Annotated in this window: 7 protein-coding genes; 1 reads left to right on the plus strand and 6 read right to left on the minus strand. The window is 49.7% G+C overall.

All coding sequences use genetic code 11. The annotated features are described in order from the left end of the window. Window positions 1-29: 29 nt before the first annotated feature. From F6K51_RS00830 to F6K51_RS00855, 6 genes are all read right to left on the minus strand, one after another. The gene (locus F6K51_RS00830; RefSeq protein WP_293017382.1) at window positions 30-9,635 is read right to left on the minus strand and encodes a DUF6603 domain-containing protein; all 9,606 of its coding nucleotides are present in this window, start codon (window positions 9,633-9,635) and stop codon (window positions 30-32) included. A gap of 183 nt (window positions 9,636-9,818) precedes the next feature. After that, window positions 9,819-10,757 (minus strand): hypothetical protein, encoded by a 939-nt coding sequence (locus tag F6K51_RS00835; protein ID WP_293017383.1) that lies wholly within the window; start codon window positions 10,755-10,757, stop codon window positions 9,819-9,821. 4 nt (window positions 10,758-10,761) lie between these two features. After that, window positions 10,762-12,600, minus strand: coding sequence for a hypothetical protein (locus F6K51_RS00840; RefSeq protein ID WP_293017384.1), 1,839 nt, complete (start codon window positions 12,598-12,600; stop codon window positions 10,762-10,764). Between the two features lie 11 nt (window positions 12,601-12,611). After that, window positions 12,612-13,346 (minus strand): hypothetical protein, encoded by a 735-nt coding sequence (locus tag F6K51_RS00845; protein ID WP_293017385.1) that lies wholly within the window; start codon window positions 13,344-13,346, stop codon window positions 12,612-12,614. A 309-nt stretch (window positions 13,347-13,655) separates the two neighbouring features. Then, the gene (locus F6K51_RS00850) at window positions 13,656-14,321 is read right to left on the minus strand and encodes a hypothetical protein (RefSeq protein ID WP_293017386.1); all 666 of its coding nucleotides are present in this window, start codon (window positions 14,319-14,321) and stop codon (window positions 13,656-13,658) included. A 20-nt stretch (window positions 14,322-14,341) separates the two neighbouring features. Then, complete coding sequence (locus tag F6K51_RS00855) at window positions 14,342-14,980, minus strand: hypothetical protein (RefSeq protein WP_293017387.1); 639 nt, start codon at window positions 14,978-14,980, stop codon at window positions 14,342-14,344. Between the two features lie 809 nt (window positions 14,981-15,789). Between F6K51_RS00855 and F6K51_RS00860 the strand changes: the two genes are divergently transcribed. Next, window positions 15,790-19,608, plus strand: coding sequence for a hypothetical protein (locus F6K51_RS00860; RefSeq protein WP_293017388.1), 3,819 nt, complete (start codon window positions 15,790-15,792; stop codon window positions 19,606-19,608). The last annotated feature ends 41 nt before the right edge of the window (window positions 19,609-19,649 follow it).

The following is a 19,649-nucleotide window of genomic DNA, read 5'->3' on the forward strand; positions in this document are numbered from 1 at the left end:
ACGAAAAGCATCGTTGGTAGGTTGGTTAGCTAGGTGATCGACAGTTGACAGGTCTCTGGGGGGATGTGGCTCAGGGTATAGGTATCACCAACCAGCTCCCCAGCTAACCCAGACTGTTGCAACGCTTCAGCAGTTTGAGCAAAACCCAAAACCCCTTGAATATCTTCAGTACTCGCACTCGCTGATGGACGAATTAGGACTGCCAACTGGGCAGAGACAGTCTGAGGTCGAGGGGGTACATCATACAAGTAAACTCTTAAATCGCCTATTTCTATAGAAGGAACAGATACGACAGCCTCCTCTGCATAGACCGGATTAGCCAGTTCCTCAGTCCACAATAACTGAATCCGAGGCATAGTACTGCCCCGCACGATTATAGCAATACTAACAGGACTGTTATGGAACAGTGTTTCAACCCAACCCGGTAACAATTGCCCAGCACCCCCCTGTACCTGGTTAGCCTTGAGCACTGTGTTCGCTAACACCTGACCACGACGCTGTCGCTTATGAGGTCGCGGTGGTGCCTGGGTGCGTATCACGCAGCAATCACCCATAAAGTAATACTGGTTAAGGCGAGTCCACTCACTATCGATATGCCAACCACTGACAGTATCAGCACTACTAACAGTGCCAGTTGCAACCAGTTCTTCGGCGATCTCTGGTAAAACGTGGGAGTTAGCCTGACACGGATCAACGACGACATGCTGGATCAGTTCCTGACTCTCGTTAAAACTTAATAAGCGTAGCGGTAACTGACCAGTGAATGTGACCTCCTTGGCAGCATTTGTATTCAACTTAAGCAGAGCAGTGGCACCTGTTGTTATTGCTACCTTAAGACCTTCTTCGCTATGAGTAGTCCCAACAGGTTCACCTGACTGCCACTTGGCGCGAGCTACGGGACGGGTAACATTATTTAATCGTCGTGTCCCTTTACCCAAACAACAACACCTTGTACCAACCCGATAACGACGAACAGTACCAATCACTTTGCTCTTAGGATTTCCATTACTCTCTCCAACCGTAGCTAAACTACGAACCTGTGGTGTCGGCCGTAGACTAACTAGAGTAGCCTCTGTTGGTACCTCAGCAAGGTCTACTCCAAGGGGTGCGAGACTCGGTGGAGACTGATATACATTAGCCACATTAGCCTGCAAAACCACCAGACTAGGATTATTCAGAGCAGGTTGGCCCACGGCACGTAGAGCAGCCAGCATCCCATTGCGTAGAGGAATAACATGCACTAGATCCATAATAGTGTCAGAAATTACTTGAGCGCGCATATTCTGGCTGGGTAACGTCTTGGCTATGTATTGGGGGGTCCAGGTAAAAGGCAAGGGTAACGGACCGAGATCCACATATGCCAGGGTAGAGAGTGCTATAGGACCAACAGGAACATAAGTTAATACCTGGGAACCTGTAAGGGTGATGCCCATAATACTATTAGGAATAGTTTTCGCCTCAGGCACACCATTCGGATCGAAAGCTGTCTTTGACCAGAGGGCTCCTGGGGCACCATTCCGTTGTGTGGCTAGCTGGATACCTCGTGCATCCAGATTCACCGTTTCCCAAGTTTGGGTGCTGCTGTTCAATCCTTGTAAAGTGATTTGGAGCGGACTAGTGATGGAGGGCTGAGCCATGGGTTGAATACCCACACCTGGGCCACTAAACGTGGTCGTACTGCCGCCAAAGCTCACAATAGTGGCAGGTATGACAGTAGTAGCTTGCAGGACAAACGGTGATTGGATGAACCAACCCAGATTCGGATAATCGTCCACCAATCCCTGTTTAACCTGAAGCTTAAGTACTGTGTAAGCCTGAGTCAGGGGCGTGGTATTCGCTTGTAGCTGCAACAATTGTGGATGGGGGGCACGCTCGACAAGGCCCTGTGTACTTTGCCCTTGATCGGTCTGCAGAGGCGGCAAAAAGTTTTCCTGGAAGCTGTCCCAACCTAAAGGCTGGGAACTGGGTAGAGATTGATTGGTGTCCCCAAAGGGAATAGTAAAGGAAATAACATACCAGTCCACGCCTACTTCACCTGCAATAGGAGGCCCCCACATGTGGAGCTTGGCACCAATTTGAGCACTGAGGGTAACCCTAACTCCAGCAATTGTGACACTTATGGAGGCTCCTATTGATACATGACCTTCTAGATCAAAGTAGAAGGGCTGCCACTGAATCAGAAAATTCACGCCAGCGTCAAACCAAGCGCGTAACGGGCCGAGCTGGAACAGAGCCCGTAAGTAACCACCGGCCATGATCGCTGAAGGAGTCAGAGCAAAGTAGGCACCACCATCAATGATTAGGGAACCAACACCCAGGTTTTGGGGCCAGTTAAAGCCCAGTCGGGGCACTAAGGGATACTGCTCTGGAACCTTGAATGCTGGGTTATAGCCCCCTAAGGTGATGACGAAATCTCCAGCATACTCACCGCTGAACCACAAGAAAGCGGCAAAGCCACCTGTGAGACGACAGTCTGGAGCAAGCAAAAAGGAATTGGGGGTTAGCTGGGCCCGCGCTGAGAGGACACCGTCATCTGGGTGAAAAGATACCAACAGACCCAGTTCCACATAGGCCAAAGCAGCTGATGGCGATACTGCTGGAGGAAATGATGCGGAGCTGACACCAATGAGATCAAGAGCAAACTCTTTGCCAAAACGCACCACTAACATGGCAAAGGTGCTGAGTAGTTCATAGGTGGTAAATTGCAGACCAGCAGCAACCCAGTATTGGCCAATTTCTGGATATACCACCTCTGATAGTTGTGTCAGAGCTGATTCTGGGGTAGCACTATCACCGCCAAATACTGAGCTACTCACCGCTCCCTGTACCAGAGGATAAGTATTGATAGCTCCTGGTTCTGGTAACTGCAGGTTGCGGTTATAGGCAAAGCCAGCAGCAATGCCCGTGATGAAAAAGGCTGGATCAGGCCCAAGGGGAATATTGAGGTTAACGAAGATAAAGAGGGAAGGAGCCTTCTCACCATCAGGTTTATCTTGATCCACTGGCACCAGTGCGTAGGAACCTAAGGCCATTAGCGAGAAGCTGGCTGCCTTAACCATGACTGATCCATCATAACGTAGGGGATTGTCGTTTTTCAGAAAGCCACCAGAAAGAGCCACAGAGCCACTTTCAAAGGAGACTTCCAAGCCAGCTAAAGCCAAACTGTAACTGTCAAAATCTAGCGGGGTGGTAACAGGCACTCCGACTTTAAGCCCCTCTAAGCCAACATACAGCCCTGCCAGGGATACGCTGCCATCAAATAACATGTCGAGCAGCTTATCGCTCTGCTCCCAGCCCACCCCGATCTTATTGGCATGTAAGGGGCCGAAGCTGCGCTGTACAGGAAACCAGAGCTCAGTAGTGCTATCACCTTCATCATTGAACAATTCTACATAGAGATGCTTGACATAGGACGTGCGTACAGAAAACGAGGGATTGGTAGCAGGATTCTGCTTATCTGAGGAGCCTTGTGGAGTTGATTGAGGAGTACCAGAACCCAAAAGATTTTGGGCAACAGGGTTGGCTGATTTTCCAGATGCAATGTTAGGCGCTAGGGAAATACCGATCTGAGTGAGGGTAACTCCACCCCCATAAGATTGGACAGGGTCAGGTTTGCTGAAGTCGAAGGTGATCAGGCCCCGAGGCTGTATAGCCCGTAAGCTAAATCGGCTGAGTTGAACTAGGTTTTGGTTCTGCTTACCGTGAAAATCTAGACCAATATTGACTAGTTCTAACAAGAGATTGCCGAAATCTGGTCCTTCAGTGCTGATGGGAAGATACAGGGCAACGCCCCCTTCTAGATTGGCATCACCACCGGCATTTTGGATCCACTCTGTGTCCTCGTCTCCAAGCTGGAAGGTGATATAGGGGACAGCTTTCAGCGTTAAGTCAGGAACCATGACCCGCACACCAAAGTAGTTGTCCATACCTTGCCGAGGACCAAGCCAGATGCCACCTTTGCTACCGATCTCGATCAGTTGGAAGGACTCAGCCAAAAGTGCACGCAGGAAGCCTGCCAGAAATTTGGGTAGGGTGAGAGCCTCCAGATTACTGAGACTGTTGAGCATGTAGAGGTTATTGGGACCTTCCTGCGTCAACAACTGGGAGGCGATGAGGACATTGCCCGCTTTCGGACCTTTACCTCCAGGAAATAGGGGTTGATCTAACCACTGACTGACTCTAGTTTGATTGAGCACTATGATCGACAGATAGCGAGGCACAATATTAATCAGGATAGATTCCAGCCAACTGATGACTGCACTACCATATTGCGAGGGATCGCTTTCACTAAAAAAGGTTGGCAATAGCTCACGATAATAACGGCTATTTTTATCTGTCTGACCAGCAGGATCAATGCCTAGAACAAGCGTCTTCGTTTCAGTATTGAATCGCAGACCTAACTTCGGACCTGTATCACCTTCCAAAGCTACTAGAACCGACAATTGGAAATTGAGCTGAGGTTCAAAGTTTGTCACTAAAGTACCATCGTCCTGAACTGGAATACCCACTCCAGTAGGTTCAAAGTTAATCAGCAACTTACTGCTAGCAGGTAGATTGAGTTCTAACCACAAACCAACCTGCCGCGTGTTATCTAAAGATTGAACACCTGTAACTAAGGTGATCGGTACTTTGTCAGATGGCCGATACTTGATCAGACCTGCATCAGTGCTGACACCATCAAAATAAGGGCTGATAAGTCCAGCCACTGCTTCCACCGTGGCTGAGGCATTGTCACTAGACAAGCGAGCGCTAAGCCAGCGAAGAGCATCTGTAGCAATCACATCAGCTCCCTTGTCACTGTTGCTAATCAGAGTATTAACAAGTCCAGCGACATCCAAGGCAGTACCCGCATTTCGTAGGTTGGTAATAAATGATGCTGTATCGGAACCAAGTCTTGATAATTGATCAAGAAGTTTGTCGGTGAGTTCCCGCAACAGAGCCTGAGCGACTTGCTGAGCTGCCTGTACTACTAATGTCTGCCAACCCGGGAAGGGCAAAATTTGAAATAGCTTTTTGGTTTCTCCTTCCATTTGACCCGCAGAGAGCAAAAAGCCTTTGTCATAACCGCCTTGAACCAACAGCGTCGTACTATTGGTCACCTTACCACTTACCGCAATGTTGCCAGCAAATCCAGGCTGAAAGTTGGCTCCGAGGGATAAGGAGAAAGAAAGTGCTTGTAGGGAAACATTGTTGACCAGGGACAAAGGAGTGTTGTCTGAGAGACCAGGAGTAATGGTAAATAATTCTGCTTGAGTGTCAGCTACTAAATCGATCTGCTGGCCATAGGGTAAACCGAAAATGCGGGCACCGTTAGCAATGGGTTTAATACCAATACCATTGCTGGCTTGGGTTTCACTGACTGTTGCCAAGATGCGACTGAGCGTGGCAATGTTGAGGTGGCCATCTTGACCCAATACTGCATCTCCCAGCAACCAGCCAAGGGGATCCTTAAATAATCCTAAGGGTGATTTGGTGTACCAATGGCCATTGGTATCTTCAAACACGAGGCCAAAAGCGGAAAGGACAGTTCGTGCCAGCGGATAATTGGTTAACAAACGGGCATCCACTACTTGGGTAAAGAAAGTGGATAGGGCAAAGGTGGGTGCCAATACCGTAACCTGATCGATGAACTGGTTACTGCTGAAGGGGTAGAGAGTCAGGGTCTCTGGCATTGGCTGGCTACCGTCACCCCAGGCTAGGTTGATGTTTAGCTCAGCTTCGATCTGGTCAGCAACTGTTATGCTAAGGGCTGACATTACTGCTAGTTTGACTGGTGGGCTGTATAGGCCGAGGGTGGCAGTGAGCTGGTGGGTGCGCAAATCGAATTTGAGATTGCCGTTAACTGTAAGGATGTCACCTAGAGTTGGTAGTTGATCCTTGAGGATAGAAAGCTCAATGACGGCCCCTTCTGATACGGTTAGTTGCACGGGACCGACAGTAATTGGATCTGTCTGGGTCGCTAAGGCACCCATCAGCGCTGAAGATTTTGCTTGATCCTGAATGAGAGCCGTAAAGCGATTCTGTAGTTGTTGCGATGGATTGGCAATAATAGCTACCCAATCGTAGAGCCGAGGTGCATAGGCTTGGGCTGATGGTTCTACTAATTCTAGTGCTGCTAAAACTTGCAACAGGGGTTCAGGAATAGTGGGTAGCGTAATGCCAATAACAGCTTCTAGCCAGCTAATGGCTTGGGCACGGGTCTCAGGAACCATGAACAAAGCTGTTCCTCGTTGTCGGAAGAAGCCCAGCGGATCGGCCAGCATCGCAGTCCAGCCAGCGGTGTCAATAGCACATTGAGTCTGTTGATCATTGAGGGGTAGAGTGAGGTTGATCAAGCTCAACAAGTCATAAGTCAGTTTGACGGTGGTGTGGCTCAACATTGGAGTCAGCAATTGAGCCATTGCCAGGTTGACGACGGCATAGAAAGAGACCTGGAATTGGCTACTGCTTCCTTGCAACTGCTGCAAGTCAATGGTGCGATCGCCATTTTGATCACGAATATTGACGACCACTTGCGGCTGTAATGCCAGGTTACCTGAATCGAGAGCTACTTCCAAACCAAAAACGACTGAAATCAGCTGGCTATCATTATCACTACCATCATTGATCGGCAGTGGCGACGAGGGAGTGAGCTGGCTTTGTAAGCGAAAGCTGGGTAGAAAATCCTGTGTCGGCACAGAACCCGTTAGGCCAACTTCCACTATCCGCAATAAGAGTTGGGTATCGGTGGCAACATCACCGAGCGTAGCTTGTACCCGCCGTTGTAGACCAAGACCTAATGTCTGACCAGCATTGAAGGTCCAAATCGCCAGATCCAGATCCCCCGGTAATTGTACTGGCACAGCGAAGGGTTGAGTGTAGCTACCACTGCCAATCACTGTCGGTACCTGGGCAGCACTGTCAACTGACCAGCCTAGTAGAGCCATAACGGCTTCAGTTCGCTGTGTATTGGCTAGCAGTGCATTCAGTTGTTTTTTAATATCCCCAATTGGATCAGAAAAACTGTTTGGGGTCATCACTGGCATATCTTGAGGCCACTGCAGACCGCTAGGCACAAAGGGGGTTAAGTTGGGCAACAACCCGAAGATAGCGTTCAAAGCCAGACCAGGGCGGCTACCCGTACGGTATACCGCTATACCCATCAGTGCTACAACAATGGGAGCAAAGGTAGCTGCTTGCTTTGTGACGAGTTCAGCAAGGGAATCACTATCGCTTAACTCCATGGGCTGGCCCACTGGCAAATTGTTGCCATCAACAATGACTGCTGGCTGACCCGCTTTCAGGTTCCATTCCCAGGCTCCATAAGGCGACCAGAACCCATAGAAAGCTAACTCAGAAATACTAACTGCAGCACCAGCGACAGTGGGAGTGGTGAAGGTTTGAGGCAAGCTTAATTGTGCACCAAGACCAGGAAAGATTTGCGCGACTAAGGCTGAGTTTGTTGTGGGCAAATCGAGGGCTAGAGCTTGAACAGTGATGGCTAAGTCAAGTTCAATACTACTACCAAAGTTAATTTGGGGAGCAAGCTGTAAACCCAGCGTCAGGCGGGGTATATCCGGGTTGCTACGATCGATACTAACCGCCAAGGAAGCAGGCAAGCTCTCATCCGTCAGTTGAATTAACCAGGGATCACTGAGGCTTCCCTGTCCACCAATACTAATGGCGGGTCTGTTCGCGGTGTTCAGAAGGTTACCTAGCGCCTCTAATAAGTAATAAAAAGGCACTTTCCCCCCAACATCACTGCCAGACACCAAGTGCCTATAGTAACTAGCCAGAGCCGCCACTGGGTCTTGGAAAGAATCGATTAACTGACTAGCGTTGAAAGGTGGTGTCAAATTACTGGGCCAGGTCACCCCTGCCGGAAGATCTGGTGGAAGAACCCCCAATAGGATAGCGGCCTGATGACCATAACTAGATTGATCCGTCAGGCCAAAAAGCTCCTGCAGGGCATTGTCAATCAGTTGGTAGAGTTCATTAATCGCCTGCTCCACCAATTGACCAGGCTGGGTCAGATCAATCCTGTCATACTCTCCAGTGGGAGTAGCAACATCTACCAGTTGGAAGGCCGGAACGACTCGCAACCCCCCGCTACTACTGTGTAATACAGAGACTCCGCCACTCAAGCTGCCAAAGCGGTAACTATCCTGATCAATCGTACCCTCAAACAGGGGATCCCCACTCGTCGTATTGGTTAGGGCAAACCCCATTGCCAACTGCAAAAACTGGGTGCTGACACCAAACTGACCACTGGTGGAGAGAGAAAACTGAGCCAAGTCTACCTGTCCCTGAACCACGATCTGAACGGGAGTAGATCCCAATTGCTTCCCCTTGCCAGCAAAGTGAAACCCAGGTAATAGATAGCGTGTCCCCACAGTGTCTACATTGCTGACTGCGGTCAATGACAGGGTTCCAATTGCATCATCACTGAGCAACACTACGCTGTAGGGATCGGCTTGAGTGCCACTCCCTTGAACTTCAGGTGACTGGTTGCCTAGCAAACTGGAGATCGCATTCATCCAGGTGGCAAAGGCAGACTCAGTATTCAGTAGGTCGTTGAACCAATTGATAAAGGGAGTACCCAGAGAGCCACCCGATTGAGCTTGGGATAAGAGCAAATCCCAGCGCAATAGAGGCAAACGCACCTCGCTGTTGGGCACCATGGGTGACAGCCCGAAAATCGGCAACAAGTAGGCAGCCTTGCTGTCTTGGCCTAAAAAACGCTCCAGAGCAGCAACAAACAGGGTAGAAATCGTTGCCAGTAACTCTGGAGGGGTAATTTGGGCAATTTCACTCAGGTTACGATCGGCTGGAGCCGTCTCAGTAGGTAGTTGCAACTGCTCTAACACCACCGATAATTGGATGACAGGATCACCCAGCACATCAAGCAATGCCGAAAATTTAACGCCGTTAAAAGACAGTCCCTGTTCATCAAGGATTGGCTGGTTATCAGCACCACCCACAAACGCACCCATGTTAAGGGGATAACCCTGCTGTCCTAAAACCAAGTCCAGACCGTTATCACCAATTTCCAGGAGGGGTAACAGTCCCCAAACCCTCACATCTATCTGACTCGGTCCCTTGCTCGGCCCAGAAGCACTGGTTCCAAAATCCCAACTGTGCAATACACCAATGCCAAATATCTGATCCTCAGCAGGATTGTCTTGATCTTTGGGGTAGTTAACCAAATAGAAACCTGTCGGCTGATCAGTTTTAGGGTTAGGAATGGGGTTCCAGACACCAAGAGCCCCCAAATCCTGAGATGGAATTCCCAGTTCATTGGCAGCAACTTCTCCTAACAACTCAGCCAGCAAAGACGCAATCGTGGCACCATTGGTTTTGAGATTCTCGCCAGTAACCCCCAATGGGTTCTCAAACCAGGTTTGGTTCAGCTGATAACTATCCTGCTCATTGGGTACGGCCTCAAGAAGACCGATCGCGACGCCCAGTTTGATCAGAGCGGGTGAAATTTTCGAGCTATCAAAACCATCACTCCCATTGTCAGAGTCTTGCAGCACAGCCAGCGCATTGGTGGCAAATTCTGCAGCTGCTTCACGAGCTTGGATATTGTCCAGACTTGTGCTGAGAGGGACAACATCAGCCTCCAAGGTTCGTATTTTCTGAGCTGTCGCTACCATAGGAGTTACCTTTTCTGAAATTGTTAATAGGAGTTATAAGCGCAATGCGAGCATTGCTCTGGGAAAATAGCTGATACCCAATTGCTTGAAAATTGCTTGAAGTTAAATTTTTTGAGGTATGCCCCGTGTACACCGGGTAAGGGGCAAAATTCAACTTCAAGCCAAAACGGTATTAATATGCCTTTAAACCTTTGTGATAATCACTGAACCAGCGCTTCCCTGGGGGCCAACACTACCATTACTGCCGGGGTAACCCAAAGACCCGTCCGGATGTCCAAGGCCAGGAATGCCAGGGCGTCCCCCTTCTCCTCCGACACCTCCTTGACCGATTGGTGTCTCGGTGGTTAATTGGGTATTCGAAGCTATACTGTGGTAATACACCTGCATCGTACCGCCCCGTCCCCCAGCACCACCTGCACCCCCAGGTCCGCCGTTGCCGCCAGTCCCTCCAATTCCCATGCTGTTATCCGGACCATAGCCCCCACGCCCCCCTTGACCTCCCTTCCCGCCATTGCCGCCAGCACCGCCGCGACCTGGCAATACGGCGAACTGAATGGAACCACTGAGCTCAGCTACAGCAAAGGTTACATTGGGAGCATCAAGACCGTCCTGTCCATTGGTACCTGAGCCACCAGCGCCACCATGACCTCCAGGGCCATTCGGTTCAGCACCCGTTGCTCCTGGTGCACCAGCTACACCCTCAACACCTGGTGCGCCATCAATCCCTTGACTGACAAATTGACTCGATGAAGAACCAGCCGACACTAAGCGCTCAACCACTACCTCAGTGGGTGCTTCGAACACCAGTTTTGTGCTATCAGCAACAGAAATCTCATCGACTATCAAGACCACTCGCTCTGCCATCGGTCCCCTGACGATCATCTGTTGCCCTTCACCCAACACCAGACGTGAGGCTGCGAACAGAGCAATATGATTCCGTTTAACCCGCAGCGGTTGCACCTGAGAACGTTCACTCTGCCAGTCCAACACCAGTTGCGACTCACCCGGAAGGGGTTGTAACACCCGATCGCCCAGCTCTGCCAGCTCAACCCCATGGTAAGACAGTAAGTTTAGAAAATAGGAGGAGTGAGGAGTTGTTTGAGTTATCTCCCTGCTGGACATATCGCTAGTTCCCCGTGTTGAGTAACGCCAGGTAGGTTAATAAACCATGAAAAGTGGCTCCGTTGTATGGGTTAAAACTACCACCGGAGAGCGTTACAAGCTGTCCTTGGGGCACAAAGAAACCGAGTAAAGGTAAATTAGGCATAATATCCTGGGGACGAGCCACTTGGTAATTCCTGCCAGCTAAAATAGTGTCATATTGCGTAGCGAAGATTGGCGTTGCTGCTGGTGTTGCCCCAAAGGTATACACAGCAGCCAAACTGCGCTGACCTGTCAGTGGGTTTTGATCTAGATCTACTGCAATCAAGTTAGCCAGCGCACCGCCGCTACCATGCCCGGTGACTAGCACAGGTTTGTTATCCAAACCATTTAAAGCCTGACGAACAGTATCGCGGCCACTTGCATATAGATCGACCAAAGACTTGGCGTAAGAGCCAAAGCTAGTGGTTAGCCAACTGGGATAGCCAGGAAATGAATCGCTGACAATTGTCATCAATTCCAACCAACTGACTGTTCCTCGGAGGGCCAACACCAAATTATCTGGCCCTTCGAACACACTCGCCCACACCGCACCATTCAGGGTTAGATTCTGCTTGAGGACATAGGGTGTGTAAGAGAAACTCGGTGTACTGCCAGGGTGCTGGAACATTTGATAAGCCACAGCACAAAGCTGACCCAGGGCAAAAGCTAACGCTTGACTGAAACCAGTCACACTGCTAACGGTGCCTGGTCCCCCACTACCAGGATTGCTCTGGGTGAGTAATTGGTTGTAATAGGGGCCATCCCGCTCAACCCAAGGTGAATCGTAGGTAGGAATATTTAAGGGCAGTGATTCCTCAGTTCCCACCTGCACGTAACCAGTCGTCTGATCTGGAAGACTAGGGAACAGATCTGCCTCGGCCTGCACCCTAAAACTGGCCGTTACTGCACTGTTGTATAAACTCTGATAATCCCCATTGCCGTAGGCCGGACAAGAATAGGCATAAGCCTGGATAGAAGTTGCCGGTGAGTTGCCATTACCGGGTCGCAGGTCTAGGGAAGCTAATTGGGCAATAGGGCCGCCAGGACCGAGACCAGCACAGATCACTGGCATGGTGGTTTGGAAGGCAGGAATCTGCTGCTTAACCTTTTGCAAATCATCCAGTAGACTACCGCGAATAGCACGGTACATCAGCGAAAAACCTGTATCGATTTCCGCATCCTGACTTGTGCTCCTGATCCCTTGACGCAATTGGCTTAAATCGCTTTGATGACAACGAATGGCATCACCAATTTTAGCCATGTCGCCGCCTTGTGGACTTTTTGCCAAATCTTGGAGGGTGCTAACTAAGCCTGCAGTTCTTTGGTGAAAAGACTGCCATTGAGGATCGTTAGGGGCTAATTGAGACAGTTGGTCACAACGAGATTGCAGTGCCAATGCTGCCTGGTTCAACTTCTCGCCCCCATCAGGATTATCGATCTTGGCCAAGGTTTGTGATATATCTTTGAGATCATCTTGTACTTGCTGCAACCTCAGTTGATGGGTGAAAGCATTGACAGCCTTGCTGCCAACTATATTGCTACCCAACGAGGTGAAGATATGATTGTCTTGGGGCGTATAGAAGGAGATAAAACTACGCCACAAAGCTCCTGTGACCACTGCACAGACTGCTTGACTATCGTAGGTTTTCATTGCCAGATAGTACTGGCAACTCCCGTACATGCTTGAGCTGGTGTACTTGAACAGTAAGTCCCACCCAGGTACAAACAAACTACTCAAGGACTTATTGGCCAAGGTCGCCAGGGTCACCAGCTCAGCCCCAAGGGCAGGGTCATAGTTCTGGTTCAGAATAGAATTACTCATCAGACGCACACTTATCCATTGTTGGGGATTATAGCTACCTTACCTGCTTCGCCAGCGCTACCTAACACACCCGGCTTGCCAGAATTACCCGCCTGACCATTGTCTGCATAAGTTGGCTGACCTTTAGGTGGAGGTGGATAGACTTCATTAGCACCGCCACCACCACCTGCACCACCATTACCACCTGCACCACCATTACCACCTGCACCAGGCAAGGAATGGGGTTGGACTTCGGCATTGGGAGCTAGGGTTTTGTAGGCCACGGTAATATTGCCTCCATTGCCTCCATTGCCTCCATTACCTCCATTGCCTCCATTACCTCCGGTTCCACCGGTTCCACCCTCAGCCCATTTATCCTCTTTGTCCTTCAGGCAGGACTCTGCTGCACTACCCGTCATCTGTCCGGCATTGCCACCCGTTCCTCCAGCTCCTCCAGTTCCGCCATTGCCACCGTTACCGCCATTGCCACCCTGAGACACAATCACAAGCAACCCTGTTATTTGATCAGACTGGAAGGCTAAAGATGGCGCAGGCAAACCAGGTCCTCCGCCTTGACCACTTGCACCATTACCGCCAGGATTACCCATAGAACCATTGCTTGAATAGTCGCACTTTGGACAATCACCGGTTTCACAGCCGTTTTTGCCATTACTGCCGCTTTTACCAGTATCACCTGAATTTGCTGTTGGTTTGGAACTACCGTTAACTCCAATTGATCGAATTACACCATCACTGATCTGAACCATGTCGTTGCTCCTTACTGGGACAAAAATTGTGAAGTCGCCTATCGCGGCACACTGAAACTTAAGTCAAAATTGAGCACTAACAGCCCTGAAGACTTGTCAGATGAGAGTTACTTACAAGCCTTAAGTCAATGAATTGACCGACAATGGCTTCCCTGTTGAACTCATCCGAATCTAGAATCTATTTGCTGACTTCAAGCCCTTGTCAGACCAACAGAGAGTCTGGTTTGACAAGAGGGATCAGGACTGCCATCAAATCTTTATGTTAATCGTGGCTGGGAATACCATGAGCTCCCGCAGTTGATAACTTTGCTAGCTTGGTGGCTCTTGGCGTACTACTATACTTCCTGGTGCGCCACTTTTGCCCGGAGCAGCAGCATTGCCCGTAGAACCGTTTTGGCCATTGCTTCCACCAAAACTACCACCCTTGCCACCAGCACCACCACTGCCACCAGTACCGCCAGTACCACCTTTCAATCTACTGGTATCAATGGAAAAAGTAGTCGAGGGAGTTTTAGAGGTATAGTATATTACTACATTGGGTCCATTGGCACCGTTACCCCCAGGTTTACCATCAGTAGCATCGCCACCTTTGCCACCATTGGCGCCGTTGATCTGCTTACAAGGACCGCTGGCAGCAGCACCATTACCACCATCGCCACCCTTGCCACCGTTAGCACCGTTACCACCGTTACCACCAGCACCGCCGGAGTAAGTGATCATAACCTTACCATCGACATCACCCAAGTGGAAAATGCCACTACCCGTGATATTCCCATCACTTCCCGCCGACGCCTGACCAGCTCGATTTCCAGGGCTACCTGGTGTGGGATCTTGGGGGTTTTGACAGGTGGGATTCTTGCCGCCACTTGATGTCCCCTGCACTGCGTTTCTGCCGTCGCCACCATCAGTACCTTTGGTGGCATTGGTGCCATTGGCACCATCGGCACCTATAACTTGAAAGGGGGAATTGCTCATAATTATTTGTTTCTGGCTTACTAACTATTAACAGTAAATTGCTGGCATTCGATGTTAAGTGGGGTTCTCATCTCAATGTACCCACCCTCTTCGATCGTAATCGTGGCAGCAACGAGGTTTGTGGGCTGACCGTTTGGATTATCAATAATCAGTGGGTTGTCCTTAGTGATCACCAAATCCTGTGCAGCATGGGTTGCTATTTCCATGGGAAAGTGAATGGCATTGATGTGCTCTTCGTAATCGCGAACTTTGCTCGAATCCCCCATCACTGCAGCATGTAGCGCTTTTCCAACTGCTTCATGGTGTTGCACCGTCATGCGGTCCTTGAGCTGACACACGTCGCCACCACAAGAGGCCAAGGACGGCATTCCAAGACTGGGCGCTGGGGGGGGGTAATCGACAAAAGCATCACTGGCCCTTTTTGCTTGGTAATCCTCGTCAGGACATCCGCCCATCGCACACAGATCTGCAACACTACCAATCTCGTGGACTTGAGCGGGTGGGAAGTCGGCGCTTGCGGCAGGGTGTCCACACCGCAAACCACCACTTTCCGTCGTAACTGTGGCTGGAACAGTGTTAGGGTCAATCCCTAAAGCTTCCAGCTTGGCATGAAACTTTGCTCGCTGTGCGTCAGATAAGTCTTGGTATTTCTTAGCCATTGAGACTCTCCATACATAGTTTTAGGTGTTTATTGTTGATCTGCTGTCGAACTTGATCAATTAACAGCAAATCATTTCAGATTTTTTGAAGATGGGTAACCACAACCCTAACTAGGGACACTAAGACCCAACTGGATATCAGGTGCTGCCTCTTGTCTGTATTGCTTCCTGTCTTCATCGCACTACAAGCGATGAAGACAGGAAGCAATACCAAAATCACAACACAAGGATGATGACGATAAAGTAATCTTACATCAAAATTTTGAACAATGCACCAGAATGATCATTTTGTTTGACATTTTGTCTGAAGGTTTGACATCATAAGCACTTATTTATACTATATAATGTTGTTTGATGCCAACAACGATATTAGGCTTGATACAGTCCCGAATTGACCCTACGAATGATTTTATGGAAGCTCAAACCATTATAACTACGTCCAAGGTCACGCCCAAAACAGCATGTATCTTTTAGGTGCGAGCCGTGGCGAATTTAATTCGCCAACGGAAAGAGCACCGATTAAGTAACTTACCGGCTGAAATTATTACCCAGCAAGGATTTAATCTGGGTTGTCGCCCCCCAGAGCATTTTGGATAACTATTAATTTATGTTACCAGGTAGTTATGTGTGTGATTATGCCAAATATTATTAAACCACAAGAAGTTTATCGTTGAATGATACAATCCGAAAATTGCTTTTGAGCAAAGGCTTCACTCTATCTTAAATCTTAAATATTACTGAGCCTTTTTGATAGGTTTATCCTAAAGTATCAAGCTGTACTGCCTACACTCGTATCCCTACCCTAAGCTATGAGTAATACCACACCAATCAATAACCCACTTTGGGCGGGCCCGCGACTCTTCGTGCCGATTTATTTAGAAGCCCTAATGGTGGGTCAAAACAATCAAGTCGGCAACTGGGCTGTTGTGGGTGTGCAGTTTAATCAACTCGGGTTGCCCTTAGGACAACCCCAACCGCCACCCTTTTCCTATCGGTCATCGAGCAATCCGCCTAAGCTAGGTATTCACTTACTTTGGACTGTGCCCAGTGCTTTGCGTCATGGTCAAACTCAAGCGAATGGCGCTGTTGATTTCCCCTTGCTTCCCAATCGATGGTTAGTGACCCGTACCTTTATTGCTGAGCCGGGTGCTGTACCTTCCCTCACAGTTTGGGTTTTGGAAAGTGACTATCTTGGTTCCACCCCCAATGGAACCCATGTCTACCCAGATCCGACAGGCGGCAGTCAGACTTACTATATTGGTCGTCGTTTTGACTTGGCTAGCTGGAACGGCACAACGACGACCTACTCTGGCGAACCGTTTTTACGTGCCATGGGGCCAGGCGACGCTACCTATGTTGCCATTTACGACAATATGACCAATGTGCTGGCCTTTCATGACGATATGCAGAATGCTTCTGTCGGTTGGTACAGCTACAGTGTCTGCGGTTGGTACAGCACACCAGCGGACGATCAGTTGTTCGGTAAAACTGAATCGTCTCCTGATGGCTTTACAACGGAGCAAGAGTGGCAAGAGATTATGACTCACCTGCAATGGACGGTGGGGAGTGAGGCTGACCAAAATGCTGCGGAGCAGGATTGGCAAGCTTGGTTGCAGCAGCATCCGATTACTGGGGGCCCGCCCCTGACTGATGCACAAAAGAATTTGCCCGCTCAAAGTCTCTGTCACGGGTTTATCTACAAGCTAGATTGGCAGGGATTTAACCAGTTTTATCCGATTAATGCCATTTTGCAGGGTGAGCATCCCCCAGCTGTTGCGATCGGAGCCAATGGTCCTGAGGCAATGGCGGCTTGGCTAGCAGATGCGATTGATGCTCCGGATGCTGAGGATCTGTTGTTGGCCTTCCAAGAGGATATGGTGTTTGACTATGCCAGCAATCAGAGGACGTTTGAGACTAAGTCCCATGCCGCTCGTTTTGGTTCGACGAGTGCGGGCGATCGCTGGGTGGTTTATCAGGAGCAAACCACTGAGCCTAGCAATGGCGAGATTCCGTCGGGCGCAACAAGTGTTCCCCTAGACCAAACGACAACTGACGCTCTGACACGACTCAACACCACCCAAGCAACCCTCAATCAAGACCGAGAGATGCTCGCCTCTCTGAAATGGTCCCTGTATGCTGCCTACTGGAAGCTAGCCAATTACCCTCTCCCGCAAGGGCCGATTTTATTACCCCTGATTCAAAAGGAAATCAATCGCCTTACTCCCTTAGTAAATAGCTACAACTCCAAGGTGACCCAGGGATCTCAACAAGTGGACCAGCAGGCCCAGGCCTTGAGGGAATTGTTGGCTCCTCTGAAGCTGAAACTCAATACTCAAAACCAGCCACGCTTTGAGCAACGGCAAGATCCAGTCATATTGCTGGCAGGAACCAATCAAGATACTAAGTTTGCTCCCCCTGGCGTATACGATGATGAAGACACCTTGTTTACTCGTTTCACAGGTCAAACTTTAAGTGCTCTAACCATCAACTACAGTGGTGACGGCATAACGGTAAACGAGACTCTTAGTGCGGATGACTTCACCGATATCACTTGGCCCACTGGGGTACAGATTCCCAAGGAGATCCACGACTTCTGGTTTGAGACTTTTTTACTTGACACCAACAGTGCTCTTTTGCTAGCTCAGCGCAATTTTCAAAAAGCTGGTGTGACACCGACCCCAACCCAGCTTAACGACCTAACAGCTCAAATCCAACGCCAACAAACCCTACTTTGGAACCAGGATGCGACTAGGTTAGTGGATGTGCGTACAATTTCTGAAACCGCTGGTTTTAAAGGTGTACCGCCCTTTAATGCTGCCGTTGCAGCTTGGACACCACCCTGGGCACCTATATACATGGACTGGGAAATCGAGTGGCATCCCAGTGCTACTACACCCCAGGACATGCTCAACCAATGGAGCCTAGGAGAAGTAGATTTTGAGTGGAACGGCACCCAAGTTACTGCCAAGGATGAAACCTACTCTGGGCGAGCCATACTCAACGGCCAGATAGCACTGGGCCTCCAGGAAAAACTCTATGACTTTTTGGATTCGAATCCAAATTTATCAGACTTGCCAATTTCGGTGCAAGAGAAGTTACGAGAAATGGCGGAGACTCTGGGTCAGTTTGATGTGGTTACACAGGCTATGTCTGGTCTGATTGAAGAACTGATCATGCGTCTGCAACAGATGAACAAGCTCAGCCCGGATGACTTGGGCAATATGGCGCAGCTACTCGCAGATGCTGAAAACTTCCTACCAGCGGCAGGTAGCAGTTTGTTCTTTCCCCTCCACGCCGGACACTTGCGGGTTACTCGTATTGAGGTTGTCGATGCTTTTGGGCAAATCCTGCGTGGTTCACAATTGTCCAATAATTTACAACCTATTCGGAGCAAGAGCTTCATTACACCAGGTGAAACCAATACTCGCTACATCCAGCTCACTCCTCGTGTTACTCAAGACTTGCGCTTCGATTTTCGGTTAGTCCAATTTGATGATGATACGATCCCCACTAACTCGAGCGATCTCACCAGTCCCATCAGCGGCTGGGTCATCCCCAACCATATTAACCATAGCTTGACCGTATTCGATCCCTGGGGCAACAACCTTGGCGAAGTCATCACGATCGATGCTGGCAACAGCGACAGGGACCAGGAAACCGGCCTGCGTTGGGATGCAGTGCCTGGTAGCAATACCCCCCTTGGAGCAGCTCCCAACTTTGGTAGTCAATTGCAACATCTTAATAGCTTTGTTAATGGCTTATTGCTACGCGGTGCCCAGGGTAGTGATGCTTTGAGCTGTCTATTGGATGTAATCGATGCCAGTCTCTGGAAAGTCGATCCACTTGGACAGCCCATGCAAGGAAATCTAGCGATTCTGCTGGGTCGTCCTCTGGCGGTGGTGCGTGCTCGGATTACGCTGGAGGTGGATGGTACGCCTGCTACTAATCAGGCTTGGGAAAATACCAGCAAGCAGATTACGGATGGTTTTACTGAGGTTAGTCTGCCACTCCGGATCGGTGACATAGGTCTGAGTGGTAATGGAGTCATGGGATATTTTCTGGACAACGACTACAGCCAGTTTTATCCTTATCATGGGTATACGCCTAAGTTGGCTGTTCCTCGCCGCACGCTGGCCGATCGACGATTACCAGAGTCCCAAATGCTAGCCCAGATCGCCCAGCAACTGGATAGCAATAATGATAATGCTGAAGCTGCCAGTGACCCTTACATTGTCAGTAATCCCCAACTCCATTTGCCACCAGATGGCACCACCACACATGACCTGACCTTGCTGGTCGATCCACGCGGGTCAATTCCAGTCATCAGCGGATACCTGCCCGTACAATACCTAACGTTGTCACCAGGACCGGTTACCCTGGCCCTTAATAATATGTTTGTTACCTTCCGCGCTGGACCTGTTCTGCTCAACAGTACCGAGATCCAGTTACCGCTGCCTGCCGCAATTAAAGGGGACTGGACTTGGGTAGAACGGTCTGGGGTCACGACCTGGCGTGAGTCAGATCCATTAACTAGCTCTACTTCTAGCGCCCAGCTACCGTCCACACGACCTAATGTGAACGAGGGTTGGCTAAAGCTAAGCGGTGCCCTGGGATTGCAGAAACCGTAAATCTTATCAACCCGGCGTTGTAAACCCGACGTTTACCATAA

The sequence above is a fragment of the Moorena sp. SIO3I8 genome (genome assembly GCF_010692325.1).
GTDB lineage: Bacteria > Cyanobacteriota > Cyanobacteriia > Cyanobacteriales > Coleofasciculaceae > Moorena.